The following is a 24,375-nucleotide window of genomic DNA, read 5'->3' as shown; positions in this document are numbered from 1 at the left end:
CGCCGGGCCCCCCCCAGGGCGAACAGCGCCCCCCCGGGGGGCAGCGAGGACACGAAGTGCCGAGCGTGGGGGTACGGCACCTACAGTCTTTCGATCTCATGCGTGCCGAACAGCCCGTACGGCCGAACCATCAGCACGACCACCAGCACGATGAAGGTGGCCAGCAGCTTGTATTCGCCGCCCAGGTAAGCCCCCGCCAGCGCCTCGATCAAGCCGATCAGCAGCCCGCCCACCAGCGCCCCCAGCACGCTGTCGAGCCCGCCCACGATCACCACCACCAGCACCGACAGCCCGAACACACCCATCGACGACGAAATGCCACCGATGGCGCCGACCACGATGCCGGCAACCGCCGCGATCATGGCCGACGCCACCCAGGCCAGCGAGAACACGCGCGGCACGTTGATGCCCATCATGGAGGCCGCGCCCTGGTCCGACGCGGTGGCGCGCAAGGCCACGCCGCCACGCCAGAAGCGAAACAGCACCAGCACCGCCGCGATCAACACCACGGCCGCCAGCGATCCATACGCCACCTTGGGCGCGAGGAAGGCTTCGCCCACCATCACCGGCGTGTTCGGGAAGAACTCGGGCAGCCGGCGTTGGTCCGCTGTCCAGATGATCTCGACCAGCCCCACGAGGATGGACGCCAGCCCCACCGTCACCATGAACACCGAGATCGGCGGCTCGCCCATCAGCGGGCGGATCATGGTGCGCTCCACCACCGCGCCCAAAAGGCCCGTGCCCAGCACCGCCCCCAGCACGGCCAGCCAGATCGGCAGCGCCATCGTCGTGGCGAAGGCGAAGAACAGATAGGCGCCGACCATCAGCATCTCGCCGATGGCGATGTTGACCACGCGCGTGGCCTTGTAGACCAGCACGAAGGCCAGCGCCGCCAGCGCATAGAGCCCGCCGCTGGCGATGCCGGTCAGCGCGATCTCGAACAGGTAGGCCCAGTCCATGGGGTACGTCCGTCAGGCGGCCAGGGCGGCCGGGCCGCGCAGCTTGCGCCGCAGTTCGCCGACGTCGCCCGCGCCCAGGTACGCGCGCACCACCTCCGGGTCGGCCTGCACCTGCTGCGGCGTGCCCTGCGCGATCACCTGGCCGAAGTTCAGCACCACCACGTGGTCCGACAGGTCCATCACCATGGCCATGTCGTGCTCGACCATCAGCACGGTGATGCCCCACTCGCGCCGCACGTCGAGGATGAAGCGCGCCATGTCTTCGGTCTCCTCGCGGTTCATGCCGGCCACGGGCTCGTCCAGCATCAGCACCTTGGGGCGGACTGAAGAAGCGTCGGCCTGACGGCTTGCGCTGCGCGCCTCTCGGGGCGGCCCGTCGAGGAGCATGGCCAGCGCGCGCGCCATCTCCACGCGTTTTTGCAGTCCGTAGGGCAGGGCGGCCACGCTGGCGTGGCGGATGTGGTCGATCTCCAGGAAATCGATGATGCGTTCCTCGACATCGCGCCGCAACTCTGCCTCTTCGCGACGCGCGCGCCCCAGGTAGAACAAGGCCTCGAACACGTTGGTTTTCAGGTGCGCGTGGCGGCCCAGCTTGATGTTGTCCAGCACCGTCATGCCGCGGAACAGCGCGATGTTCTGGAAGCTGCGTGCCAGGCCCATCGCGGCCCGCTTGGGGGCGGGCACGCGCGTGATGTCGGCGCCCTCGAACAGCACGCGGCCGGCCGTGGGCCGGTAAAAGCCCGAGACGGTGTTGAACAAAGAGGTCTTGCCCGCGCCGTTGGGGCCGATCACGGCGGTGATGCTGCCCGGCTGCACGTCGAAGCCCACGCCGTTCAACGCCTTCACGCCGCCGAACGCCAGCGTCAACGCCTCCACCCGCAGAACGGGTGCGGCGCTGGCAAGTGGCAGGTCGATGGCCATGGCTGTAGGGGTTTGTTCCTGGATGCCGAGGGGGCTACTGGTTCGTAGACTTTCTACCCGCCGGTAACGTCGCGATCTTCGTGACATCGCGACCGCGCCGGCATCGGGAAATACCATGAGCGCCGTACCGGGCCAGCATGCTCGACAGCAAAGCCAAGCCGAGAGACCACCTGTGACCACCACGCCCCGCCGCCGCGCCGCCAAGGCGATTGCCTCGCCCTGGCTGGCCAGCGGCGCGCGCGTCGACCAACGCGAAAAAAAGCGCCAGGCCGTGCTGCAGACGGCGGCGCGCCTCTTCAACGAGCGCGGCTTTCACGCGACCTCGCTCGATGACATCGCCGAGCGGCTGCACGTCACCAAGCCCACGCTGTACTACTACGTCAAGAGCAAGGACGACATCCTGCTCGAATGCGTGCGCCACGCGCTGGCCATGATGCAGGCCGGCATTGCCGAGGTGCGCCAGGGCGGCGGCCGCGCGCTGGACCAGCTGGAAGCCTGCATGCGCATCTACGCCGGCATCGTGCTGGACGACTTCGGCCGCTGTGTGATCCGCATCGGCGAAGACCCGCTGCCGCCGCCGCTCAAGAAGGAACTGCGGCGCCTCAAAGCCGGCATCGACCACGAGTTTCGCCACCTCATCGCCGAGGGTGTGGCCGAGGGCTCGCTCAAGCCCTGCGATCCCAAGCTGGCGGCCTTCATGCTGGCCGGCGCGCTGAGCTGGGTCGGCCGCTGGTACCGGCCCGAGGGCACGATGACGCCCGCCCAGATCGCCGACCAGGGCATCGCGCTGCTGCTGGGGGGGGTGCTGGCGCCGGCTCCACCCGCAGGTACGGCGGTCGCACCGCACCGTGCGACGGCGAGCAAGCGTGCTGCGCTGCCTGAACCGAAGCCGAAACCGAAGCTATAGCCAAAGCCAAAGCCAAAGCCAAAGCCAAAGCCAAAGCCAAAGCCAACCCCGGCCCCGGCCCCGACCCACCCCACGAAGTCCAAGGCACATCCATGACGAACGACAACGCCCCTTTGCTGGTCGGCCGCGAAGGCGCGGTCGCCACCCTCTGCTTCAACCGCCCGGCCGCGCTGAACGCGCTGGATGTGCCCATGGCGGAGGCCTTCCTGGCAGCAGCCAACAGCATCGCTGCCGACAAGACCGTGCGCGCTGTCTTGCTGAGCGGTGCCGGCAAGGGCTTCATGGCGGGCGGCGACCTGGCCGTGCTGCAGGCCGACCCGCTGGGCGGCGCCAAGGCCTTGATCGGCCCGCTGCACGAAGCGCTGGTGGTGCTGGCCGGTATCGATGCGCCCATCGTGGCCCAGGTGCACGGCGTGGCGGCCGGCGCCGGGCTGAGCCTGATGCTGCAGGCCGATTTCGTGCTTGCGGCCGAGGGCACGCGTTTCAACCTGGCCTACGTGAACATCGGCGCCAGCTGCGACGTGGGCGCTTCGTGGGCGCTGCCGCGCTGGGTCGGCATGCGCCGCGCACTGGAGATTGCGCTCCTGGGCGACATGCTCGATGCGCCAGCCGCCGAGCGCATCGGCCTCATCAACCGCGTGCTGCCGGCCGATGCGCTGGCCGGCGAGGCGATGGCCTTGGCGCAGCGCCTGGCCAACGGCCCCACGGTGGCGCTGGGCCAGCTGCGCCGGCTGGTGCGCGGCAGTCTCGACCGCACGCTGCCCGAGCAGCTGGACGCCGAGTCAGCCGCGTTCCAGGTCTGCGCCGCGACGGACGATTTCCGCAGCGGGGTGGACGCCTTCTTCGCGCGCGGCAAGCCGGTGTTCCAGGGCTGTTGACAGCGCCAGGGGCGCCATACCTGACGGGCTGCACGCCCAGGCGAAAATCGCCACATGAAGTTCATGAACATCCTCGTCCCCGTCATCGGCCTGGTCGTCCTGGGCGCTGCCTGGCAGAACTACGGCTGGCCCGGCCTTGCCATGGTGGGTGGCGCCATCGTCATGTGGGCCCTGCTGCACGTCACGCGCATGATGCAGGTCATGAAGCGCGCGGCCGACCGGCCCATCGGCCACGTGGCCAGCGCCGTGATGCTGAACGCCAAGCTCAAGCCGGGCATGAGCCTGCTGCATGTGGTCGCCATGACGCGCGCACTCGGTGCCCTGCAGTCCCCCAAAGACACGCAGCCCGAGATCTACCGCTGGACCGACACCGGCGGCTCTTACGTGACCTGCGTGTTCCAGGGCGGCAAGGTGCAAAGCTGGGACATGGTGCGCCCGGCACCGGCGGACGAGGCGCCGCCGACCCCCGCTGTGCCGCCAGCGGCACCGTAAAATCCTGCGCTTGCCCGGGGGGTACCGGCCCGCAAGGCCGCGTCCCACGGCGCCATACCTACACAACATAACCAGGATTTCGCATGAGTCTGATCCCCCCAGCCCCTTCGATGGCCGACCGTGACGGCAAGATCTGGATGGACGGCCAGATGGTCGACTGGCGCGACGCGAAGATCCACGTGCTGACGCACACGCTGCACTACGGCTGCGGCGCCTTCGAGGGCGTGCGCGCCTACGACACGGTGGACGGTACGGCCATCTTCCGCCTGCAGGAGCACACGCAACGCCTGTTCAACAGCGCCAAGATCCTGCGCATGAAGATCCCCTTCAGCATCGAAGAGGTCAACGAGGTGCAAAAGGCCGTGGTGCGCGAGAACAAGCTGGCCAGCTGCTATCTGCGCCCACTGGCATGGATCGGCTCGCAAAAGCTGGGCGTCAGCCCCAGGGGCAACACCATCCACCTGATGGTTGCGGCCTGGGCCTGGGGCGCCTACCTCGGTGAGGAAGGCATGCAGCGCGGCATCCGCGTGAAGACGTCGAGCTACACACGCCACCACGTCAACATCACGATGACGCAGGCCAAGGCGGTCAGCAACTACACGAACTCGATTCTGGCCAACATGGAAGCGCTGGACGACGGCTACGACGAGGCGCTGCTGCTCGATGCGTCCGGCTTCGTCAGCGAAGGCGCGGGCGAGAACGTGTTCGTCATCAAGGATGGTGTGGTCTACACGCCCGACCTGTCGGCCGGCGCGCTGAACGGCATCACGCGCAATACCGTGCTGCACATCTGCAAGGATCTGGGCATCGAGCTCGTGCAAAAGCGCATCACGCGCGATGAGATCTACATCGCCGACGAGGCCTTCTTCACCGGCACTGCGGCCGAAGTGACGCCGATCCGCGAGCTCGACCGCGTCGAGCTGGGCAGCGGTTCGCGCGGCCCGATCACCGAGAAAATCCAGAGCGCGTTCTTCGACATCGTGAACGGCCGCAACCCCAAGTACGCCCACTGGCTGACGAAAGTTTGACCCCATGTCCACGACGCCGCGCACCCCATTGGCCGCTCAGGCCTCCTCCAGCGAGCGCCGCTCGCGCATCGAACTGGCCGCCAAGGATCTGAACTCGCAGGGCGGCGTCTTCTGCCCCAGCCCCCAGGCCCACATGCCGTTGTGGAGCGCCCACCCCAAGGTGTATCTGGACGTGGCCAGGACGGGCGAGGCCAAGTGCCCGTATTGCGGCACGCTGTATGCGTTGAAGCCTGGCGAGCACTTCGGCGGCGGCCACTGACCACAGCGGTCGTGGCAGAGCGGCCCCGCGTTCTGCACTTCGTGACGGGCGGCTTCTCAGGCGCCACGCAAGTCGCAGTCGATCTGGTGCAGGCGCACGCGGCCTCTGGTCGGTGCGACGCCCTGTTGGTGTTGCGCCGCAAGCGCACGACACGGCCAGAGCGCGTGCAGGCGCTGCGCGACCAGGGCTTGGCCGTGGACACCGTGGCCGGCTGGTCGCACCTGGCCACGGTCTGGCAACTGGTGGCGGTGTGCCGCCGCTACCGCCCGGACGTGTTGGTGGCGCATGGTTTCAGCGAACACCTATGGGGGCGCTATGCCGGGCTGCTGGCCGGCGTGCCGCGCATCGTGCATGTGGAGCACAACTCGCGCGAGCGCTACACGGCCTGGCGGCTACGCCAGGCGCTGTGGCTTGCAACGCGTACCCACGCCATCGTCGGCTGCTCGGAGGGCGTGCGCCAGAGCCTGGCGGAGCGGGGCTTCCCCGCAGACAAGCTCGTGGCCATCCCCAACGCCATCCGCCTCGCACCCTATGCGGCCGTGCCGACCTGGAGCGACCGCGCGCCCGGCATCGTGATGGTGAGCCGCTTTGCGCGCCAGAAGGACCACGCCACACTGCTGCGCGCCCTCGTGCTGCTGCGCGAGCAGGGCCTCACCCCTTCGGTGCAACTGGCTGGCGGCGGCAAGGCGAGCGCGCTGCGTGCTGCGCAGAAGCTGTGCACTGCTTTGGGCCTGGACGGTCAGGTGAACTTTCTCGGCCACTGCAAAGACGTGCCCGCCCTGCTCATGGGGCACCGCATCTGCGTGCTGGCCACGCATTACGAGGGCATGCCCCTGTCGCTGATCGAAGGCATGGCCGCAGGCTGCGCCGTGGTGGGCAGCCGTGTGGTGGGCGTGCAGGAGGTGATCGACAGCGGGCGCAACGGTCTGCTGGCCGACCATGCCGATCCAGCAGCCCTGGCGAGCGCCCTGGCACGCATGTTCACGCAGGACGCGGACGCCGCGCGCATGGCGCAGGCCGCGCGCGAGGATGCACACCGTCTCTATGGGCTGGGCACCATGTCCGCCCGCTATGAGGATCTGTTGCTGCAGGGGCTTGCCGCAGCGCGGGCTTGAGCCTCGCCTGGCCATCGAGAAGAATCGCGCCGCAGGTTGGGCCTGTGTGCCAGACAGGCTGCAAGGGCCCTGTCGCATCACAGCGGCGGCTGCTGCCTGCGGTGCAACGCGTTCAGCACCGTCAGGCGCGTTTTCATCATCAGCTTGCGCCATGACCGGCCCCAGGAGGCCTGGATCGGACGCGGGCCGATGGCGCTGGTGAAACTGGTCTCGTCCAGCGCGATCGCGGGTGGCCAGATGCCGTAGATCTGCAGATCGCATTCCCACCAGAAGCGCAGGTCGACGTCGATCGGCCGGCCGAACGGCACACGGTGTTGCAGCAGCTTGCGCGCGCCGCTGCGGCTGACCACGTACCCCGCCGTCAGGCTGGGCACGCGGGTGTATTGCACCAGCCGGTGCTGGGCGCCCAGCGGCAGGCTGGAACGCTGCTTTTCCTGCGCCCGCCCGATCAGCTTGACCATGTCCCAGGGGCGATCGAGTTGGGCGATCGCCTCCAGCGCCGCCACGAAACCGTCCTCCAGGCGCACATCGTCCTCCAGCACGACCATGGCCGGCGCATCGCTGGCCACCAATTGCTGCCACGCCTCGATGTGGCTTGCATAGCAACCCTTTTCGCCATTCACCAGGGGCTGGAAGAACTGGCGGGCGTTGAGCGACTCGCTGTACAGCGCCGCCTGCCGTGCGCTCGGCACGTCGGGCCACCAGACTGCCTGCAGCCGGCGCGAGGGGCAGGGCAGCAACGCCAGTTCGGCCTGCAGCCGCTGGCGGCGGTCCTCGTCGCGGTCGAGGTTGATGAAGACGATGGGCAGTGCGGGCGCCCCGACCTGCGTCATTTGCCGGCGAGCTTCTTCCACCACGAACGCCTGGGCTTGGTCGCCGCCACCTGCTGCAAAGGCTCGGCAATCGACAGATAGCGCTTGAAGTCCAAAGGCCGGTCCGTCACCACGTCGTCGGCGACGGCGGTCAGGATGGCCTCGTATCCCGGCTTGCGCGATTCGAACAGGTGGAAGAACTCGAGCCTTCCATAGAAGGTGCCGATGCCGAACACGCCCTCGTGTCCCAACGCCCATTTGGAGATGAGCGTGCTGGACGGATAGCACAGGTCCACCGGCACGCCCGCGTGCCTGGCGTTTGGCGTAAGAATTTCGGCTGCATCGTGCAGCTTGCTGGACCGCAAGTCCGGCGCGCCCAGGCGTTCCCAGGTCTGGCGCGTGAGCGCCATGAACATCGGCCCGGCGTACACGTCATCGCCCGGCTTGTGGTTGGAGAACTGGGCCAGGCCGAACAGCCCACCCCGCCGTGCACAGTCGATGGCGCGTTCATAGGCGGCCACCGACAGCGGAAACGCGTCGATGTCGCAGAACACGATGACATCGGCGGGGGCGTGCCGCCCGACCACCGCATTCATCCAGTTGCCGTGCACCGTCTTGTTCGCATTGTCCTGGTGCAAAGGCAGTCCCAGATGCGAAAAGACTTCGCGCTGCTTGCGCAGAATCGGTTCGGGTACGTTGTCCCAATACATGCTGTGGACCATGGGGCGCTCGCCCGGCACTGCAGCATCGCTGGCGCTCGCATGCGTGGACGGCGAGAGGGTGTCGTGACGGGCCATGGGCGCGTATTGTGCTCGACCGATCAGGGCGACTTGAGGGACCGGGTAGGATGCTTGGCGCCTATGCCGGCGGCGTCCGGATGTCCGTGTTCCCCTGCGGGGCGGCGGCGTCGCTGGTCACTTTCCACTAATTTCGGATGATTCGCAAGTTCACGTCCACGATGGACCTCGCCGCCGTTTGGTCTCTGGTGGCGGCCTACTTCCTGTTCCCCGTCGCGCTGGCGCCAGGCTATGTCTTCATGGGCCTGGCGCTGCTGTTCGGGCTGCTGTGCGGGCGTTACGCCGAGCGCTGGCGCAGCGTGCGCGGGGAGCCGGTGGTCTATGCGGCGTTGGCCTTGTATGCGGTGATTCTGGTCGGAGCGTTACGCGACGCAGCCCCGCCCGGCGATATCCAGCTGCATCTGACCAAGTACGCCAAGCTGCTGCTGATCCCGGTCTACCTGACCTTGCTCTCGCAAGAGCGCCACCGCCGCTACTGCATGGATGCTTTCGTCGCCGCAATGCTGCTGGTGCTGGCGGCGACGTATGCCAACATCTGGTGGGATCCGCCCTGGTCGAAAACCCGCAACCAGGGCTGGGGCGTGGACCACACCGTGGTCGGCGACTACATCACCCAAAGCGTGATGATGAGCTTCCTCGCCGTGGTGGCACTGACGCGCGCGGCAGCCCCTGGCCGAGCCGGCGTGCGCATCGCCTGGGGCACCGTGGTGTTTTTGGCTGCCGTCAGCGTCACGCAGCTGTCCAGCGGGCGCACCGGCTACCTGCTGTTGTGCCTGGGCGTTGTGACGTTTGCACTGGCCAGCTTCACTGGCCGGCAGCGCATGGTGGTCGCATGCGGCCTGGTGCTGGTACTGCTCGTCATGCTGGGTACCTCCAGTGAAGTCCACCACCGCGTGCTGCTGGGCATGTCCGAGGCGCAGACCAGTGGCGAGATGCACGTCAACAGCATCGGCGGGCGCGTCAATTTCTGGAAGCACACGATGGGCATGATCCTGCAGCACCCATGGCTGGGTTGGGGCACGGGCAGCTACCACTGGCAGTGGTGTGCGCAGGTCACCGAGCCAGGCTGGTGCTGGCTGGGGGGGTGGCATCCGCACAACCAGTTCCTGTTCTTCTGGATGGAGCTTGGTTTGCCCGGGCTGGTTGCCTTCCTCGTGCTGGTGGCGTCGCCGTTTCTCGCAGCCCGAGCCTGCCCTGTCGCCAAGCGCCCGCTGTTGCTCGCGTTCGGCGTGATGTTCGCCGCCGACAGCATGATCAATGCGTCGCTGTGGAGTTCGCGCGAGAGCCATTTCTTCGTGATGATGCTGGTGTTGCTCTACGCCGAGGCGGTGTTCGCCTCGCCGCCACGCGCAGGGGCCGCAGGCTGACGAAAGGTTGATCCCATGACGATCGCATGTACGGGCACGGAGCTGCCCATCATCCAGGCCCCCATGGCCGGCGTCCAGCGCAGCCGCCTCGCGCTGGCCGTCTGCGAGGCCGGCGGCCTGGGCTCGCTGCCTGCGGCGATGTTCGATGCCGCCACCTTGCGTGCCGAGCTGCAGGCCCTCGCCGGCCAGACGACCAAGCCCTGGAACGTCAACTTCTTCGCGCACCAGCCGCCCGCGCCCGATGCGGCGGCCGAGGCCCGCTGGCGTGCGCGGCTGGCGCCTTACTACGCCGAGTTCGGCATCGACCCGGCCGGCGTGCCGGGCGGGGTTGGCCGCCAACCTTTCAGCCACGCGATCGCCGATGTGCTGCAGGAATTCAAACCGGCGGTGGTCAGCTTTCATTTCGGCCTGCCGGCGCCCGATCTGCTGGCGCGCGTGAAGGCGCTGGGCGCGCAGGTCTGGTCGTCTGCCACCACGGTGGCCGAAGCGCTGTGGTTGCAGCAGCATGGCGCCGATGCCGTCATCGCCCAGGGCCTGGAGGCCGGCGGCCATCGCGGGCACTTCCTGTCCGACGACCTGGCCGCGCAGTGCGGCACCATGGCACTGCTGCCGCAGATCGTCGACGTGCTGCGCGTGCCGGTGATTGCGGCCGGCGGCATTGCCGACGCGCGGGGCGTGCTGGCCGCGCTGGCGCTGGGCGCCTCGGCGGTGCAGGTCGGCACCGCCTATCTGACCTGCGACGAAGCCGAGACCAGCGCCATGCACCGCGCCGCGCTGCTGGACCCGCACGCCGGCCCGACGGCGCTGACGCGCCTGTTCACCGGCCGCCCGGCGCGCGGCCTCATGAACCGGTTGATGCGCGAGATCGGCCCCATGAGCAGCGATGCCCCGGCCTTCCCGACGGCCACGCCGGCGCTGGCACCACTGCGCGTTGCGGCCGAGGCACAAGGCAGCGGCGACTTCTCGCCACTGTGGTCGGGCCAGAACCGCAGCGGCTGCGGCCAGGCCAGCGCGGCGCGGCTCACGCGCCTGCTTTCCGGTCGCTGATCGACGGGCGCACGGGCATGGACACCCGGCAGATGCGCTGTGTGGTCGCCATTGCCGAGACAGGCAGTCTCACGCGGGCGGCCGAGCGGCTGGGCCTGGCACAGCCGGCACTGACGCAGACGTTGAACCGGCTCGAAGCCGAGATCGGCGCCAAGCTGTTCGAGCGCAACCGGCGTGGCGCCGCGCCGACCGAGGCCGGCCAGGCGATCCTGGACGATCTGCGCGCCAGCCTGGCGTATGGCGATGCCGCCACCGAACGCGCGCGCGCCATCGGCGCCGGGCGCGCCGGCCGTCTGACCATCGGCTTCGTCACGCACGCGGTCTATGAGGTGTTGCCGCGCGCGCTGCGCCGGCTGCGGGCGGAGCATCCGCAGCTGGATGTGGTGCTGTGCGAGATGAGCAACGCCGAGCAGGTGGCAGCGCTGGAGGGCGGGCGCATCGACGTGGCGCTGTTGCACCCGCCGGTCTCGGTCAACGCGCGCGTGCACGAGCTGCAGCTGGGCGGCGAAACCTTCGTGGCCGCGTTGCCGGTGGCTGATGCGCCGGCAGGCGGGGCGGCGGTGTCGCTGGCCGACATTGCGCGGCATGGGCTGGTGTGGTTCCCCGAGCAGCAGATCCCGGCCCTGCGCGCCCGGCTGCTCAGCGCATTCCGCAGTGCCGGCCATGATGTGCGGGTGGTGCAGGATGCCAACCGCACGCTGACTGTGCTGGCCTGCGTGGCGGCGGGCCTGGGCTGGTCGCTGTTGCCCGGCTCGGTGCGCGCGCTGCAGCACGAAGGTGTGCGCTTCGCCGAAGTGCAGGAGGTAGACGCGCTGCCCCGGTTCGAGTTGTCAGCGCTGTGGCGCATGCGTTCGCGCCCCGGGTTTGCCGATCTGTTTGCCCAGATGTTGGTGGCGTAGGCGCTGCAGCGCGTTCGCGGCGGCACGGCCCGCCCTCAGTCAGGACGACACCGGCGCGGGAAAAAGCCTGACGCGTGGTTGTGACGGCGGGCGCTCGCCACCGCAGCAGCCCATCTCTAGCATTGGTGTACGCGCATTGCAGAGTCGTCGCATTTGCTTCACGTCAACAGCGCCGCAGCAAAAGGCTTCGACAGACGCGTGGTGCGCAACACAAAACCGATACACCCCTGAAGGAATATGAACATGTTGGATCAAGCTGAAGGAACGATGCAGAACATCGCTGGCAAAGTGCAAGACGCTTACGGCGCAGCCACCGGCGACACCACCAGCCAGGTCGAGGGCAAGGCTCGCCAGGCGGCCGGCAAGGCCCAGCAGGCCTACGGCGACGTGCTGGACACGGTTCGCGAATCCGCCGTCGCCAACCCGCTTGGCACCATGGCCCTGGTCGCCGGTGTCGGCTTCATCCTCGGCGCACTGGTCTCCAGGCGCTGAAGCCGCGGCCCGTCCGCTTCATGCGGGCGCGGCCTAGTCCATCTGGATCTTGTTGTCTTTGGCCAACTTGGCCCACTTGACCATTTCGCTGCGCCGAAAGGCGTCCAGCTCTGCTGGTGCGGACCCGATGACTTCTGCGCCCGTGGCTTCCAGCCGCTTGCGCACCTCCGGGTCCTGCAGCACGGCACTGAGTTCTTTGGACAGGCGCTCGGCGATTGCTGCCGGCGTGCCGGTCGGCACGAAGACACCGTTCCACTCGTACACCTCGAAACCCGGTAGGCCGGCCTCGGCCACCGTCGGCAATTGCGGCAGCACGGGTGCGCGCGCCTTTCCGGTCACCGCCACGGCGCGCAGCTTGCCGCCCTGGATGTAGGCCAGGCTCGAGGCCAGGCTGCCGAAGAACACCGGCACCTGGCCGGCCATCACATCCGTCAGCGCCGGGCCACCACCCTTGTAGGCGACGTGCGTCATCTGCACGCCGGCCATCGCACTGAACTGCTCGGCCGCGAGGTGCTGGGCCGAACCGTTGCCCGAAGATGCGAAGTTGATCATTCCCGGCTTGGCCTTGGCCTGGGCGACCAGATCCTGCACGGTCTTGATCGTGGTCGACGGGTTCACCACCAGCACGTTGGGCACCTTGACCAATAGTGAGACCGGCGCCAGGTCGCGCAGCGTGTCGAATGGCATCTTGCTGCGCAGGGCCGGGTTCTGCGCGTGGTTGGATGCGTCCACCAACACCGTGTACCCATCGGGCGCGCTCTTGGCCACGACATCGCCGCCGATGGCTCCGCCCGCCCCGCCCCGGTTATCGACCACCACGGGTTGGCCGAGCCGCTGCGACAACGGCGTTGCGATGATGCGCGCCACGGCATCGACCGTGCCGCCCGGCGGGTAGCTCACGACCAGCTTGATCGGCTTGGTGGGCCAGGCCTGGGCGTGCGCGCCCAGGGTGGCCAGCAGCAGGGCGGCGCCGATGCCGGTCAGGGTCACGCGGCGCAGGGTGGATGTGTCATGGGGCATGGTGGTCTCCGATGGAAAAGTGAAAGAGTTCGGCCGGGGTGTCGGCCAGGATGCGCTGGCGTGCCGCCGCGTCGGGAACCCAATCGCGCAGCGCGGCATGGGTGGATGGGTAGGTGACGCGGTCGCGGTGCTGCGTGTGGGGCCAGTCGCTGCCCCACAGCAGGCGGGCGGGGCCGAGGTCGCGCAGCAGGCGGTGCGCGGCGTTCAGCGCGCCGGCATCGGCGCACTGCGGCCAACTGCGGTATGCCGCCGACAGCTTGACCCAGAGCCGGCCCGTCTGCGCCGCCCGGGCCATCCACTCGGCGGCGTCGTGCGCTGCGGTCGGCAGGCCGAAATGGTCGACCACCAGCTTGCAGCCGGCTTGCAGAACCGCCTGCCCGATCACCTGCAGGTCGGCTGCGCCACGGTGCACTTCGACGTGCCAATCCAGCGCGCGCACACGCGCCAGCAGGACCTGCCAATCGGCCTGCGCCAGGTCCGGCAAAGCTTGTCCGACCAGGTTCAGCCGGATGCCGCAAATGCCGCCGTCGGCCAGTGCCCGCAGCGCGTGCTCATCGATGCCAGGCGCCACCACGGCCACACCCCGCAGGCGTTGCGGTTGCGCGCGGATGGCGTCCAGCATGAAGCGGTTGTCGGTGCCGAGGAAGCTCGGCTGCACCAGCACCGCGTGCGAAATGCCATGCGCATCCAGCTGCGCCAGGTAATCGGCCAGCGGCGCGTCGTACGCGGGCGTGTGACGCCGCTGCGCCGCCATCGGCAGGTCGCGCAGAAACACGTGGGCGTGGCTGTCGATGGCCGTCACGGGCGCGCCTTCGGCTGCGGCGCGGGCCGGGGCCGACGTCTCGACGACACGCATGCCCACCACCGCAGCGGCGTGCGTCGGCTTGGGTTCTACGGGTGAGGGTGGCGCCATGTGGTCTCCTGGAATGCCTGCATCGCGTTGTGCGGTCGGCGGCCAGTATCGAGAGGCGCGGGCAACGCTGAAAGCCAATTTCCGTTGCGTTTGCATCACTGCTGCTTATGGCCCTCGCCCGGTCGCGGCGCCTTCCCGGTTACCCTGCTGACATTCACCGCGCGCCCGAGAGCCCACCATGTACGAACCCAACCAGACCGTCATTCCCGACGCCTTCATGGCGCTGTACAGCAAGAACGGCCGGCCCACCGCCAACCGCGAGGTGGTCGAGGCCCGGCACGACCTGTGTGAGGACATGGCCGCGCAGATGACCACGCTGTGCGCCAGCCTCGAACACAGCCAGGACTTGCCGAAAGAGGAAGTGCTGCGCCGCTGCTGGATGGGCCTGCTGGCCGAGGGCAGTGGTGTCGAGCCACCGGAGGCGCATTGGGTCGTCGCACGCACTGCCGAATTGCTGGAGTGGCCGCAGCCGGGCTTCCTGCAAACAGCGGCGTGAGCAAGCCATGTTCGAAATCTTCCTCTACCTGTTGCTCGCCATCGCGTTCGCCATGGCCATCGGGGCCTGCATGCTGGCGTCACTCATACCTGCGTACATCGCGGTTCGTTGGTACAGCGCCATGAAACCGACCCGTGCCGCCGAGCGCGCGGAGATCGACCGGCTGTTGGCCGAAGAACCTGACTGTCGTTCGCAGATGCCAGCTGCGTTCAGCCCACCGCGCCCGGTAACTCGATCACGAAGCACGCCCCGCCACCCTCGCGCTCTTCACACCGCACCGAGCCGCCGTGGCGTTCGGCAATCGACTTGACCAGCGCCAGACCCAAGCCCACGCCGCCGTTGCTCTCGCTGGCCCCCGGCAGGCGGTAGAACGGCTCGAAGATGCGGCCGCGCAGTGCGGCCGGCACGCCGGGGCCGCGGTCGAACACGCGCAGCACGGCCCGGCGGTCATGCTGTTCCAGGGTGGCCATGACCTCGCCACGGCCATAGCGGCGCGCGTTCTCCAGCAGGTTGCGCACGGCGCGGCGCAGCAGTTTGGGCACGCCTTGCACCTGAACCGGCGGCGCGGTGGCGTCCGCATCGGCGTCTTCGGGGCCGACCGCGAAGGCCACGTCCAGGCGTGCGCATTCCTCGGCGGTAAGGCCGGTCCAGTCAACCTCTTCGACCGTGCCGATGTCGGATTCGTGGGCGTCCAGCCGGCTGGCCAGCAGGATCTCGTCGATGAGCTGATCCAGCTCGCCGATGTTGCGGCTGATCTCGTCGCGGATCGCCGGCGTCGGCGCCGTGCCCATCAATTCCAGCCCCATGCGGATGCGCGCCAACGGCGAACGCAGTTCGTGCGATGCATTGGCCAGCAGCGATTTCTGCGCGCGCACCAGTTGGTCGATGCGCTCGGCCGCAGTGTTGAAGCGCTGCGCCAGAAACCCCACCTCGTCGTCACCCGACATCGCCACGCGCGCCGAGAGGTCGCCCGCGCCCCAGCGCTCCACGCCGCTCTGCAGCCGTTCGAGCCGCCGCGTCAGCCGGCGCGCCACCGGCCACATGACCAGCGCGGCGCCGATGCCCACCATGGCCAGCACCCACAGGAAGCCGGTGGGCGGCCGGTTCCACTGCGAACGCGGGGGGCGCGGCAGGTGGATCAGCAGCTCCTGCCCGTCCTGCATGCGGACGAGGAATTCAGGGCCGCTCTTGTACTGTGCGTAAGGGGCCGAGGCGGCGGTGTCCGGCGCTGTGATGTCGTCGTCCTCCTGCTTCGGCTTGGCGCCTTGCAGGTCGCGCGTGCCGCTCCAGGCGCCCCGGCCGATGATCTCGCCGGCCATGTTCTGCACGACCACGGTGCGCGCCGGTGGGTCGGTGGTGACGCGCCAGACCCAGCCCAGCAGCAGCATCAGCACGGCCACAGTGGCCAGCACCGACAGCCAAATCCGCACATACAGGCGCTGCAGCACGCCGGGCAGAACGCGTTGGGCCATGTCAGAGGCGCCCGGGCGCCCGAAGCGACCGACAGGCCCCCTCGGGGGGCAGCGATGCGCGGAGCGATGAGCGTGGGGGCTGCGTCATCTCAGTCTTGTTGCTTGGCGAACACGTACCCGGCGCCCCGCACCGTCACGATGCGCTTGGGGTTCTTCGGGTCGGCCTCGATCGCCGCGCGGATGCGGCCCATGTGCACGTCGATGGAGCGGTCGAACGCCTCCAGCTCGCGGCCGCGCACGGCCTCCATGATCTGGTCGCGCGTCAGCACCCGGCCAGCGCGCTCGGCCAGCGCCACGAGCAGGTCGAACTGGTAGGCCGTCAGATCACAGGCCTTGCCGGCCACCGTGACGGCGCGCGCATCACGGTCGATCTCCAGTGCGCCGAAGCGCATCACCGCGTTGGTGGTGGGCGCGCCCTCGGTGCGCCGGCGCAGCACGGCGCGGATGCGGGCCAGCAGCTCGCGCGGCTCGAAGGGCTTGGGCAGGTAGTCGTCGGCGCCCAGCTCCAGGCCGATGATGCGGTCCAGCGGGTCGCCCTTGGCCGTCAGCATCAGCACCGGCACGCGCGCGATCTCGCCCTGCGAAGAGCGAATGCGGCGGCACACCTCCAGCCCGTCCATGTCGGGCAGCATCAGGTCCAGGATCACCAGCTCGGGCAGCACGGCGCCAGGCGTCTGCAGGCGCGCCAGACCCTCTTGCGCGGTCGGTGCGTTGTGCACGGCGAAGCCGGACTGGCCCAGGTACTCGCCCACCATGTGGGCCAGGCGGGTGTCGTCTTCGATCATCAACAAAGGTGTACTCATGGGGCGATTCTGATGGGGATCGCCCATGGTGCGGCCGGCGCCGACGTGCGGCGTTGTCGTCGCCGTAAAGAATCGTAAACCCGCGTGCCGGGGTGCTTCAGAAGGGCGCGGGCGTGGGTGTCGATGGCGGGGCGATGGGCCGTGCCCCCTGGACCCGCATGGCCAGCGCCACCAGCACCAGTACCGGTACACCCAGCAGGGCCGTGGTGGTGAAGAAGTCCGCGTAGCCATACGCGTCCACGAACACGCCCGAAAAGCCTGCGATGAACTTGGGCAGCAGCAGCATCAAGGAGCTGAACAGCGCGTACTGCGTGGCCGAGTAGTTCACGTTGGTCAGGCTGGACAGGTAGGCGATGAAGGCCGCCGAGGCAATGCCCCCCGCCAGGTTGTCGGCCGAGACCACCAGCGTCAGCGCCGTCAGGTCGTGGCCGCGCCCGGCCATCCAGGCGAACAGCAGGTTGCTGGCTGCGCTCAGCACGGCGCCCAACATCAAAACGCGCATCACGCCCAGCCGCATCGACAGTACGCCGCCGATGAAGGCGCCCACCAGCGTCATGACCACGCCATAGACCTTGCTGACCGTGGCGACTTCGCCCTCGGTGAAGCCCATGTCGACATAGAACGGGTTGGCCATGATGCCCATCACCACGTCGCTGATGCGGTAGACCGCGATCAGCGCGAGGATCAGCACCGCATGCCAGCGGTGGCGGCGGATGAAGTCGGCGAACGGCTCAACCAGCGTCTGCTGCAGCCAGTCGCGCGCGTTGCGGGCCGGGGCAAACGCGCGCGGCGCCGGTTCGCTGGACAGCAGCACCGTCAGCACGCCCACAGCCATCGATGCGGCCATGACGAGATACGCGGTGGTCCACGCCGCGTTCTCATAGCCCGTGCCGTCTTGCCGGGCCCAGGCCACCACCCACAGCACGCCGGCGCCGGCCCAGATCATGGCCAGCCGATAACCCGTCTGGTAGGCCGCCGCCAGTGCGCCCTGGCGCTCGCTGCCGGCCGATTCAATGCGGAACGCGTCGAGCGCGATGTCCTGCGTGGCCGAGCCGAAGGCCACCAGCAGCGCGCACCACACCAGCGGCTGCAGGCCGGCACGCGGGTCGAGCAGCGCCATGCCGATGAGGCCCGCCACCACCACGCCCTGCGCCAGCAGCAGCCAGCTGCGGCGCCGGCCCAAATGGCGCGTCAGCAGCGGCAGCGGCATGCGGTCCACCAGCGGTGCCCACACCCACTTGAAGCCGTAGGCCAGGCCTACCCAGCTGAGGAAACCGATGGTGGTACGGTCGATGCCGGCGCCGCGCAACCGAAAGCTCAGCGTGCCCAGCACCAGCAGCAGCGGCAGGCCCGCGGCAAAGCCCAACGACAGCATGCGCAGCGTGGCCGGTTCGAGATAAACCTTGAGCGTGTCGGCCCAAGATGGCGCCGCAGCGTTTGTGGTCTTTGCGCTGGCGCGGGTCATCTGGGAATAATACGTTCTCCCTCTCGCCGAGCTCTTGGGAAAGCACTGCATGAAGCGTTTGAAGTCTTCCGTGGGGGCCGGTCTTGCCGCCCTTGTGATCGCCACGACCCCCGCCCTGGCGCGCGACGAGAATGTGCGCGAGGGTGTCGCCATCGGCGAGAACTCCGCCTTCACGCGGCTCGTGTCGGCCGACGACATCGAGCAGATGGCCGAGCAGCAATACCGCCAGACGCTGCAGCAGGCGGCGCAGCAAAAGGCCCTGGCCCCGGCCGGGAATCCACAATTGCAGCGCTTGCGCGCGATTGCCCAACGCATCATTCCGCACGCACTGGAGTGGAACCCCCGCGCCAAAGACTGGAAGTGGGAGGTCAACCTCATCGGCAGCAAGCAGATCAACGCCTGGTGCATGCCCGGCGGCAAGATCGCCTTCTACACCGGCATCCTGAACACGCTGAAGCTGACCGACGACGAAGTCGCCGCCGTCATGGGCCATGAGATCGCACACGCCCTGCGCGAGCATGCACGTGAGCGCGCCGGCAAAAACGCGGCCACCAACCTGGGGGCCAGCGTGTTCTCCGAGCTGCTGGGCCTGGGCGCATTGGGCCGCACCGTGGTGGGCGGCGGCGTGCAGTTGATCAGCCTGAATTTCTCGCGCGACAACGAGTTGCAGGCCGACCTCGTGGGTCTGGAGCTGGCCGCCCGCGCCGGCTACGACCCGCGCGCCGGCATCACGCTGTGGAACAAGATGAGCGAGGCCAGCAAAGGCGCACCGCCGCAGTGGCTCAGCACCCACCCGGCCGGCAAGTCACGCATCGCGGAGATCGAGCGCAACCTGCCCAAGGTGATGCCGCTGTACGAGCGGGCGAAGCAGGGGGGTTGAGCGCCGCGCCGGGTCCACGGGAGCAAGCCCGCTCCGGCTTGGCGGGATAGGCCGCAGACCGCAAGCGGGCCAGTGAGCGCCGCGCGCAGGGCCCCCGCGCTCACTCCACCTTGATGTTCCCCTCCTGCACCACCTTGGTCCACTTCGCCGCCTCGGCGCGGATGGCCAGCGCCGCATCGTCCGGCGTCGTCCAGGTGGCAATCGCGCCTTGCGCCAGCATGTTGTCCACCACGTCGGGCTGACCGAGGATGCTCTTCAGCGCGCCACTCACGCGCTGCACCACGGCCGCGGGCGTGCCGGCCGGCGCGACGATGCCGAACATCGAGCTGACCTCGAATTGCAAACCCGCCTGCGCCGCCGTCGGCACGCCCGGCAGCGTGGACACCGGCTGCGCCGTGGCCGTGGCCAGTGCGCGCAGCCGGCCGGCCTTGATCTGCGGCTGCGCGGCCGGGGCGGTCTCGATCATGGTCAGCACCTGGCCGCCCACCAGGTCGTTCATGGCCGGCCCGCTGCCCTTGTAGGGCACATGCAGCATCTTCACGCCGGCCGCGCGCTGGAACATCTCGCCCGCCAGGTGCTGCGGCGAGCCGTTGCCGGACGACGCATAGGTCAGCGTGCCCGGCGCCGCCTTGGCCAGCGCGATCAACTCGGGCAGCGTCTGCGCCTTCACGCTCGGGTGCACCACGAACACCAGCGGCACGGTGCCGACGATGGCCACTGGCGCGAAGCTCTTCTCGATGTCGAAGCCCGCGGCTTGCCCATACAGCACGGCGTTGATCGAATGGCTGGTCAGCGCGCCCATCAGCAACGTGTAGCCATCGGGCGCGGCGCGGGCCACGGCCGCCGCGCCGATGCTGCCGGCCGCGCCGCCCCGGTTGTCCACCACCACCTGCTGGCCCAGCTCGACCGAGAGCTTTTGCGCCATCACGCGGCCGATCACGTCGGTGGCGCCGCCAGGCGGGTAGGGCACGATGAGCCGGATCGGCTTGTTCGGGTAGTCCTGCGCCATGGCGGGCAGGGCGACCAGGCCCAGCGCCGCGAAGGCCAGGGCCTGCGCCAGGCGTCGGCGCTTGAACGCCGTGGCGGGTGTGGCCGGCATGGTGGTGAAGTAGGCTGCGCGTGGTGGCTGCATCGTGCGGGTCTCCTGGTGGTTTGCTTGTGGGTGAGCGGGCCACGGTAACGAAGACCTGCGGCTGCGCGCAGAGGGTGTTCCACAATGCCCGCTCCCCCACCGCCCGAGACAAGGCCCACGATGACCCCGCCCGACGCGACCGACCCTGATGCCAAGAATGCCCCGCAGGGCATGTCCAAGGGCCTCACCAGCTATGGCGACCGTGGCTTCTCGCTGTTCCTGCGCAAGGCCTTCATCAAGGGCGCAGGCTTCACCGACACGGCGCTGGACCGCCCCGTCATCGGCATCACCAACACCGGCAGCAGCTACAACCCCTGCCACGGCAACATGCCGCAGCTGATGGAGGCGCTCAAGCGCGGCATCCTGATGGCCGGCGGGCTGCCGATGGACTTTCCCACGCTGTCGATCCACGAGAGCTTCTCGGCGCCGACCAGCATGTACCTGCGCAACCTCATGTCCATGGACACCGAGGAGTTGATCCGCGCCCAGCCGATGGACGCCATCGTGCTGATCGGCGGCTGCGACAAGACCGTGCCTGCGCAGCTGATGGGCGCGGCGTCCGCCGGGCTGCCGGCCATCCAGCTCATCACCGGCTCGATGCTGACCGGCTCGCACCGCAGCGAGCGCGTGGGCGCGTGCACCGATTGCCGGCGCTACTGGGGCAAGTTCCGCGCCGACGAGATCGACGCCGAGGAGATCGCCGACGTCAACGACCAACTGGTCGCCAGCGTGGGTACCTGCTCAGTCATGGGCACGGCCAGCACCATGGCCTGCATCGCCGAAGCCCTGGGCATGACGGTGCCCGGCGGCGCCGCGCCCCCGGCCGTCACGGCCGACCGCATGCGTGTGGCCGAGCGCACCGGCGTCGAAGCGGTGCGCATCGCACGCGCGCGCCTGGGCATCGACCAGATCCTGACCGCCAAGGCCTTCGAGAACGCGATGCGCGTGCTGCTGGCCATCGGCGGATCGACCAACGGCATCGTGCACCTGACGGCGATCGCCGGGCGCATGGGCTTCGACATCGACCTGCCCGCGCTGGACCGCATGGGCCGCGAGACGCCGGTGCTGCTGGACCTGAAGCCCTCGGGCGACCACTACATGGAAGACTTTCACCACGCCGGCGGCATGGCCACGCTGCTGCGCGAGTTGAAGCCGCTGCTGCATCTGGACGCGCTGACCGTCACCGGCCGCACGCTGGGTGAGGAGATCGAGGCTGCCGGCCCCGGCTTCAAACAGCATGTGGTGCGCCCGTTTGCCAACCCCATCTACCCGCAGGGCGGCATCGCCGTGCTGCAGGGCAACCTGGCACCCGGCGGCGCCATCATCAAGCAGTCGGCCGCCGACCCGAAACTGATGGAGCACGAGGGCCGCGCCGTGGTGTTCGAAAACGCCGAAGACCTCGCCGCGCGCATCGACGACCCGGCGCTCGACGTGACGGCCGACGACATCCTCGTGCTCAAGAACATCGGCCCCAAGGGCGCGCCCGGCATGCCAGAGGCCGGCTACCTGCCGATCCCCAGGAAACTGGCCAAGGCAGGCGTGAAGGACATGGTCCGCATCTCCGATGGCCGCATGAGCGGCACGGCCTTCGGCACCATCGTGCTGCACGTGACGCCCGAGTCCGCCGTCGGCGGCCCGCTGGCCCATGTGCGCAATGGCGACCGCATCCGGCTGAGCGTGTCAGCGCGCTCGCTGCAGTGGCTGGTCAGCGCCGAAGATCTGGCCCGCCGCGCCGCCGAGTGCCCGGTGCTGACGCCGACGGCCGCGCGGGGTTACCACAAGCTGTTTTTGGACACCGTGACGCAGGCCGACCAGGGGGCGGATTTCGACTTCCTGCGGGCGACTGAATCACGCGGCAGCGTGCCAACGGGGCCGCCCGACGCAGGGGAACATCGCGCTCCTGTCTGACTTGGCAGCACAAGGGGCTCTGATATCCTGACTGGCTCAGAAACTTGATGCGTGCAGCTGAGCACCGGGAGGCGACGTGCAAGAGTCTATGCACACATTAGAGGTCGTGGAGGCGCTGGAGTCTGGCGACGTTGATCGGTTCGCGTTCGGCATCATCGGATTCGATGCCGACTACGCCGTGCGCGTCTACAACCGCGTCGAATCCGTAGCGGCCGGTCTACTGCCGGGCCGCGTGCTGGGGCAACACCTCTTCGATTCGATTGCACCCTGCATGAACAACTTTCTCGTGGCGCAGCGGTTCGAAGACGCTGCGGCGCAGTCGCAACCCCTGGATGACACCATCGCCTACGTCCTGACCTTGCGCATGAAGCCGACGCCTGTGAAGCTGCGTTTGCTCGCACACCCCCGCTTGCGCTACCGCTACGTGCTGGTGCAGCGCTAGTGGAGACGCCCGGCGCTACGCCAGAGGACAGCGATGAGTTCCAGTCGCTGATCCAGTTTCTCTACCGCACCCCGGTCGGGCTGATCGATGCCGACGCCGACGGCCACATCCGCATGATGAACCCGATGGGCGCGCAGCTGCTGATGCCGCTGTCGCGCACCGGCATGCTGGACAACCTGTTCGACGCCCTGCAGGACGCGCTGCCCGATCTGCGGCGCCTGGCCGCGCGGCGCGCTGGGCCCAAGGGCGTGCTGTGCGAGGGCCTTCGTTTCGCGGCGGGCCGCTCCAGCCGCGCCCCGCCCTCGGAGCACCAGCGCACGCTGGCGCTGAGCCTGTTCAGCGCGGAAGCCGGGCGCCTGACGGCCGTGGTGCACGACGCCACGCAGGACGAGCGCCGCATGCGGCGGCGGGTCGATGCGGCGGCCCACACCGACAGCCTGACGGGTCTTGCGAACCGCCAGGCGCTGCACACCTATCTGGCCGCGCGGCTGGAGCAAAACGCCTGGCATTCGCGCCAGATCGCGCTGCTGGTGATCAACACGGACCGGTTCCAGCATGTCAACGACACCGCGGGGCAGACCGCCGGCGACGCCGTGCTGGCCCAGTTGGCCATGCGGCTGCTCAGCGTGGTCGACGCCACGCCGCCCAAGTCGATGGAGACAGTGCCTGCACCGCTCGAAGTGGCCGTGGCCCAGCAAGGGCTGGTGGCCCGCATCGGTGGCGACGAGTTCGCGGTGGCGATCGAGCGCGATCCCCAGCCCGGCCCTGCCTTCGAACTGGCGGCCAGGCTGCTGGCAGTGCTCGACGAGCCGTACCTGCTCGAAGGCCAGTCCCTGCGCTGCCCGGTGAGCATCGGCATTGCCTTCGCCGACGAGAAGTCGCAGACGGCCGGTGATCTTCTCTACCACGCACGCCTGGCCATGGTGGCGGCCAAGGGTGCGGGCGGCAACCGCTCCATCGCGTTCGACCACGCGCTGCAGCAGCGGGCACACCAGCGCAGTTCGATCGAGAACGACCTGCGGCGTGCGGTGGACGATGGTGAGCTGTTCGTGGTCTACCAGCCGGTCGTCGCGCTGCAGAGTGGCGCGCTGCTGGCCGTGGAGGCGCTGGTGCGCTGGCAGCACCCGGTGCGTGGCCTGATCTCGCCGGTCGAGTTCATCGGCATCGCGGAAGAGGCCGGGCTGATCGTCGACCTGGGTGCCTTCGTGCTGCGCACGGCCTGCCGCCAGTTCGTGCACTGGCAGCGCCAGCATGGCGATCGTGCGCCGGGTCTGATGGCCGTCAACCTCTCGCGCGGCCAGCTGCCAGACCCATCCTTGGTGCACGACGTCGCGGCGCTGCTGCGCGAGACGGGCATGCGGCCGGCGCAACTGCAGCTGGAAGTGACGGAGAGCATGGCCGCGCAGGACACGGCTGTCCAGATGCGGCTGCGCGAGCTGAAGCGCCTGGGCCTCACGCTGGCGCTGGACGATTTCGGCACCGGTTATTCCTCGCTCGCCAGCCTCTACCAGCTGCCGATCGACGTGCTCAAGATCGACCGCTCGTTCGTGACCCAGCTGGAGACCAGCCCCCATCACCGCGTGCTGGTCGAGGCGACCATCCGCGTCGCGCAGAGCCTGAATTTCCAGACGGTGGCCGAAGGCATCGAAACGCCTGCGCAGGCGCAGCTGCTGGCCGAGATGCACTGCGACAAGGGCCAGGGCTACCACTTTTCCAGGCCGCTCAGCGTCGCGCAGTTCGATGCGTGGGTGAACGCGCGCACCTGACCTCACCGGCCGACCCGGCGCCCTGGTGTGGCTGCCGACGGCATCTCCACGCCATCTGGCGCCCCCACGTCACACGCCTGTCAACGCTGCGGCGAAGAATCCGAG

The 24,375-nt window shown here is 68.8% G+C and carries 25 protein-coding genes; 15 read left to right on the top strand and 10 right to left on the bottom strand.

All coding sequences use genetic code 11. The annotated features are described in order from the left end of the window. Positions 1 to 80: 80 nt before the first annotated feature. Complete coding sequence (locus tag AC099J_RS13845) at positions 81 to 959, bottom strand: branched-chain amino acid ABC transporter permease (RefSeq protein ID WP_479615833.1); 879 nt, start codon at positions 957 to 959, stop codon at positions 81 to 83. A gap of 12 nt (positions 960 to 971) precedes the next feature. Further along, positions 972 to 1,880 (bottom strand): ABC transporter ATP-binding protein, encoded by a 909-nt coding sequence (locus AC099J_RS13840; protein ID WP_479615832.1) that lies wholly within the window; start codon positions 1,878 to 1,880, stop codon positions 972 to 974. Between the two features lie 115 nt (positions 1,881 to 1,995). Here AC099J_RS13840 and AC099J_RS13835 point away from each other — a divergent pair, with 115 nt between their 5' ends. The 6 genes from AC099J_RS13835 (at position 1,996) to AC099J_RS13810 (ending at position 6,559) form a co-directional block, all read left to right on the top strand. Then, entirely contained in the window at positions 1,996 to 2,787 is a 792-nt protein-coding gene (locus AC099J_RS13835) for a TetR/AcrR family transcriptional regulator (RefSeq protein ID WP_479615831.1), read from the top strand. A gap of 92 nt (positions 2,788 to 2,879) precedes the next feature. Continuing rightward, complete coding sequence (locus AC099J_RS13830) at positions 2,880 to 3,665, top strand: enoyl-CoA hydratase/isomerase family protein (protein WP_479615830.1); 786 nt, start codon at positions 2,880 to 2,882, stop codon at positions 3,663 to 3,665. Positions 3,666 to 3,719: 54 nt separating this feature from the next. Next, positions 3,720 to 4,157, top strand: coding sequence for a glycerate kinase (locus AC099J_RS13825; RefSeq protein ID WP_479615829.1), 438 nt, complete (start codon positions 3,720 to 3,722; stop codon positions 4,155 to 4,157). A gap of 89 nt (positions 4,158 to 4,246) precedes the next feature. Further along, positions 4,247 to 5,185, top strand: a complete 939-nt coding sequence (locus AC099J_RS13820; protein ID WP_479615927.1) for a branched-chain amino acid transaminase — start codon at positions 4,247 to 4,249, stop codon at positions 5,183 to 5,185. Positions 5,186 to 5,189: 4 nt separating this feature from the next. Continuing rightward, on the top strand, positions 5,190 to 5,444 hold the full coding sequence (locus AC099J_RS13815) for a zinc-finger domain-containing protein (RefSeq protein ID WP_479615828.1): 255 nt from the start codon (positions 5,190 to 5,192) through the stop codon (positions 5,442 to 5,444). Continuing rightward, on the top strand, positions 5,441 to 6,559 hold the full coding sequence (locus tag AC099J_RS13810; RefSeq protein ID WP_479615926.1) for a glycosyltransferase: 1,119 nt from the start codon (positions 5,441 to 5,443) through the stop codon (positions 6,557 to 6,559). Before AC099J_RS13815 ends, AC099J_RS13810 begins: the two co-directional genes overlap by 4 nt. A gap of 77 nt (positions 6,560 to 6,636) precedes the next feature. Here the strand turns inward: AC099J_RS13810 and AC099J_RS13805 are convergent, their stop codons facing one another. Next, a complete protein-coding gene (locus AC099J_RS13805; RefSeq protein WP_479615827.1) occupies positions 6,637 to 7,392 on the bottom strand; it encodes a glycosyltransferase family 25 protein in 756 nt (251 codons plus the stop codon). Next, the gene (locus tag AC099J_RS13800) at positions 7,389 to 8,168 is read right to left on the bottom strand and encodes a hypothetical protein (RefSeq protein ID WP_479615826.1); all 780 of its coding nucleotides are present in this window, start codon (positions 8,166 to 8,168) and stop codon (positions 7,389 to 7,391) included. The genes AC099J_RS13805 and AC099J_RS13800 overlap by 4 nt, the downstream gene beginning before the upstream one ends. Positions 8,169 to 8,305: 137 nt before the next feature. On the opposite strand from AC099J_RS13800, the gene AC099J_RS13795 reads away from it, so the two are divergent. From AC099J_RS13795 to AC099J_RS13780, 4 genes are all read left to right on the top strand, one after another. Beyond that, positions 8,306 to 9,535 (top strand): O-antigen ligase family protein, encoded by a 1,230-nt coding sequence (locus AC099J_RS13795; RefSeq protein WP_479615825.1) that lies wholly within the window; start codon positions 8,306 to 8,308, stop codon positions 9,533 to 9,535. 15 nt (positions 9,536 to 9,550) lie between these two features. Beyond that, positions 9,551 to 10,582: an NAD(P)H-dependent flavin oxidoreductase gene (locus AC099J_RS13790; protein WP_479615824.1), complete on the top strand. Its 1,032-nt coding sequence runs from the start codon at positions 9,551 to 9,553 to the stop codon at positions 10,580 to 10,582. Between the two features lie 17 nt (positions 10,583 to 10,599). Continuing rightward, the gene (locus AC099J_RS13785) at positions 10,600 to 11,481 is read left to right on the top strand and encodes a LysR family transcriptional regulator (RefSeq protein ID WP_479615823.1); all 882 of its coding nucleotides are present in this window, start codon (positions 10,600 to 10,602) and stop codon (positions 11,479 to 11,481) included. Positions 11,482 to 11,724: 243 nt separating this feature from the next. Further along, positions 11,725 to 11,973 (top strand): CsbD family protein, encoded by a 249-nt coding sequence (locus tag AC099J_RS13780; protein ID WP_479615822.1) that lies wholly within the window; start codon positions 11,725 to 11,727, stop codon positions 11,971 to 11,973. 33 nt (positions 11,974 to 12,006) lie between these two features. Here AC099J_RS13780 and AC099J_RS13775 read toward each other — a convergent pair whose 3' ends face one another. Both AC099J_RS13775 and AC099J_RS13770 read right to left on the bottom strand, forming a co-directional pair. Further along, a complete protein-coding gene (locus AC099J_RS13775) occupies positions 12,007 to 12,993 on the bottom strand; it encodes a tripartite tricarboxylate transporter substrate binding protein (protein WP_479615821.1) in 987 nt (328 codons plus the stop codon). Continuing rightward, positions 12,983 to 13,849 (bottom strand): amidohydrolase family protein, encoded by an 867-nt coding sequence (locus AC099J_RS13770; protein ID WP_479615925.1) that lies wholly within the window; start codon positions 13,847 to 13,849, stop codon positions 12,983 to 12,985. Before AC099J_RS13770 ends, AC099J_RS13775 begins: the two co-directional genes overlap by 11 nt. A 235-nt stretch (positions 13,850 to 14,084) precedes the next feature. Here AC099J_RS13770 and AC099J_RS13765 point away from each other — a divergent pair, with 235 nt between their 5' ends. Next, a complete protein-coding gene (locus tag AC099J_RS13765) occupies positions 14,085 to 14,402 on the top strand; it encodes a hypothetical protein (RefSeq protein ID WP_479615820.1) in 318 nt (105 codons plus the stop codon). A gap of 209 nt (positions 14,403 to 14,611) precedes the next feature. Here the strand turns inward: AC099J_RS13765 and AC099J_RS13760 are convergent, their stop codons facing one another. The 3 genes from AC099J_RS13760 to AC099J_RS13750 all read right to left on the bottom strand — a co-directional run bounded on the left by AC099J_RS13760 (position 14,612) and on the right by AC099J_RS13750 (position 18,142). Continuing rightward, positions 14,612 to 15,874, bottom strand: coding sequence for a sensor histidine kinase (locus AC099J_RS13760; RefSeq protein ID WP_479615819.1), 1,263 nt, complete (start codon positions 15,872 to 15,874; stop codon positions 14,612 to 14,614). Positions 15,875 to 15,963: 89 nt separating this feature from the next. Next, positions 15,964 to 16,677, bottom strand: a complete 714-nt coding sequence (locus tag AC099J_RS13755; protein ID WP_479615818.1) for a response regulator — start codon at positions 16,675 to 16,677, stop codon at positions 15,964 to 15,966. A 97-nt stretch (positions 16,678 to 16,774) separates the two neighbouring features. Further along, positions 16,775 to 18,142 (bottom strand): AmpG family muropeptide MFS transporter, encoded by a 1,368-nt coding sequence (locus tag AC099J_RS13750; protein ID WP_479615817.1) that lies wholly within the window; start codon positions 18,140 to 18,142, stop codon positions 16,775 to 16,777. Positions 18,143 to 18,191: 49 nt separating this feature from the next. Between AC099J_RS13750 and AC099J_RS13745 the strand changes: the two genes are divergently transcribed. Beyond that, positions 18,192 to 19,022, top strand: coding sequence for a M48 family metallopeptidase (locus AC099J_RS13745; protein WP_479615816.1), 831 nt, complete (start codon positions 18,192 to 18,194; stop codon positions 19,020 to 19,022). A gap of 100 nt (positions 19,023 to 19,122) precedes the next feature. Here the strand turns inward: AC099J_RS13745 and AC099J_RS13740 are convergent, their stop codons facing one another. Beyond that, positions 19,123 to 20,121, bottom strand: coding sequence for a Bug family tripartite tricarboxylate transporter substrate binding protein (locus AC099J_RS13740; RefSeq protein WP_479615924.1), 999 nt, complete (start codon positions 20,119 to 20,121; stop codon positions 19,123 to 19,125). Positions 20,122 to 20,274: 153 nt separating this feature from the next. On the opposite strand from AC099J_RS13740, the gene AC099J_RS13735 reads away from it, so the two are divergent. The 3 genes from AC099J_RS13735 (at position 20,275) to AC099J_RS13725 (ending at position 24,270) form a co-directional block, all read left to right on the top strand. Further along, a complete protein-coding gene (locus AC099J_RS13735) occupies positions 20,275 to 22,062 on the top strand; it encodes an IlvD/Edd family dehydratase (RefSeq protein WP_479615815.1) in 1,788 nt (595 codons plus the stop codon). A gap of 88 nt (positions 22,063 to 22,150) precedes the next feature. Next, positions 22,151 to 22,504: a phosphonate transporter gene (locus AC099J_RS13730; protein ID WP_479615814.1), complete on the top strand. Its 354-nt coding sequence runs from the start codon at positions 22,151 to 22,153 to the stop codon at positions 22,502 to 22,504. Further along, positions 22,504 to 24,270 carry a putative bifunctional diguanylate cyclase/phosphodiesterase gene (locus tag AC099J_RS13725; RefSeq protein ID WP_479615813.1) on the top strand — a complete coding sequence of 589 codons (1,767 nt, stop codon included), beginning with the start codon at positions 22,504 to 22,506 and terminating at the stop codon, positions 24,268 to 24,270. Before AC099J_RS13730 ends, AC099J_RS13725 begins: the two co-directional genes overlap by 1 nt. Positions 24,271 to 24,375 lie beyond the last annotated feature (105 nt).

This window comes from Rhodoferax sp. RT4P68, assembly GCF_056521305.1.
Note: the sequence above shows the minus strand (reverse complement) of the source record. Positions and strands in the feature narration are given on the sequence as shown.

Bases quoted from the DNA above. Each gene is read 5' to 3' on its own strand.
- AC099J_RS13835 (WP_479615831.1), top strand. From the start codon at position 1,996: ATGAGCGCCGTACCGGGCCAGCATGCTCGACAGCAAAGCCAAGCCGAG.
- AC099J_RS13750 (WP_479615817.1), bottom strand. From the start codon at position 18,142: ATGACCCGCGCCAGCGCAAAGACCACAAACGCTGCGGCGCCATCTTGG.
- AC099J_RS13740 (WP_479615924.1), bottom strand. From the start codon at position 20,121: ATGCCGGCCACACCCGCCACGGCGTTCAAGCGCCGACGCCTGGCGCAG.
- AC099J_RS13775 (WP_479615821.1), bottom strand. From the start codon at position 12,993: ATGCCCCATGACACATCCACCCTGCGCCGCGTGACCCTGACCGGCATC.
- AC099J_RS13790 (WP_479615824.1), top strand. From the start codon at position 9,551: ATGACGATCGCATGTACGGGCACGGAGCTGCCCATCATCCAGGCCCCC.
- AC099J_RS13840 (WP_479615832.1), bottom strand. From the start codon at position 1,880: ATGGCCATCGACCTGCCACTTGCCAGCGCCGCACCCGTTCTGCGGGTG.
- AC099J_RS13770 (WP_479615925.1), bottom strand. From the start codon at position 13,849: ATGCGTGTCGTCGAGACGTCGGCCCCGGCCCGCGCCGCAGCCGAAGGC.
- AC099J_RS13795 (WP_479615825.1), top strand. From the start codon at position 8,306: ATGATTCGCAAGTTCACGTCCACGATGGACCTCGCCGCCGTTTGGTCT.
- AC099J_RS13815 (WP_479615828.1), top strand. From the start codon at position 5,190: ATGTCCACGACGCCGCGCACCCCATTGGCCGCTCAGGCCTCCTCCAGC.
- AC099J_RS13800 (WP_479615826.1), bottom strand. From the start codon at position 8,168: ATGGCCCGTCACGACACCCTCTCGCCGTCCACGCATGCGAGCGCCAGC.
- AC099J_RS13755 (WP_479615818.1), bottom strand. From the start codon at position 16,677: ATGAGTACACCTTTGTTGATGATCGAAGACGACACCCGCCTGGCCCAC.
- AC099J_RS13830 (WP_479615830.1), top strand. From the start codon at position 2,880: ATGACGAACGACAACGCCCCTTTGCTGGTCGGCCGCGAAGGCGCGGTC.
- AC099J_RS13765 (WP_479615820.1), top strand. From the start codon at position 14,085: ATGTACGAACCCAACCAGACCGTCATTCCCGACGCCTTCATGGCGCTG.
- AC099J_RS13745 (WP_479615816.1), top strand. From the start codon at position 18,192: ATGAAGCGTTTGAAGTCTTCCGTGGGGGCCGGTCTTGCCGCCCTTGTG.
- AC099J_RS13805 (WP_479615827.1), bottom strand. From the start codon at position 7,392: ATGACGCAGGTCGGGGCGCCCGCACTGCCCATCGTCTTCATCAACCTC.
- AC099J_RS13730 (WP_479615814.1), top strand. From the start codon at position 22,151: ATGCACACATTAGAGGTCGTGGAGGCGCTGGAGTCTGGCGACGTTGAT.
- AC099J_RS13735 (WP_479615815.1), top strand. From the start codon at position 20,275: ATGACCCCGCCCGACGCGACCGACCCTGATGCCAAGAATGCCCCGCAG.
- AC099J_RS13845 (WP_479615833.1), bottom strand. From the start codon at position 959: ATGGACTGGGCCTACCTGTTCGAGATCGCGCTGACCGGCATCGCCAGC.
- AC099J_RS13785 (WP_479615823.1), top strand. From the start codon at position 10,600: ATGGACACCCGGCAGATGCGCTGTGTGGTCGCCATTGCCGAGACAGGC.
- AC099J_RS13760 (WP_479615819.1), bottom strand. From the start codon at position 15,874: ATGGCCCAACGCGTTCTGCCCGGCGTGCTGCAGCGCCTGTATGTGCGG.
- AC099J_RS13780 (WP_479615822.1), top strand. From the start codon at position 11,725: ATGTTGGATCAAGCTGAAGGAACGATGCAGAACATCGCTGGCAAAGTG.
- AC099J_RS13825 (WP_479615829.1), top strand. From the start codon at position 3,720: ATGAAGTTCATGAACATCCTCGTCCCCGTCATCGGCCTGGTCGTCCTG.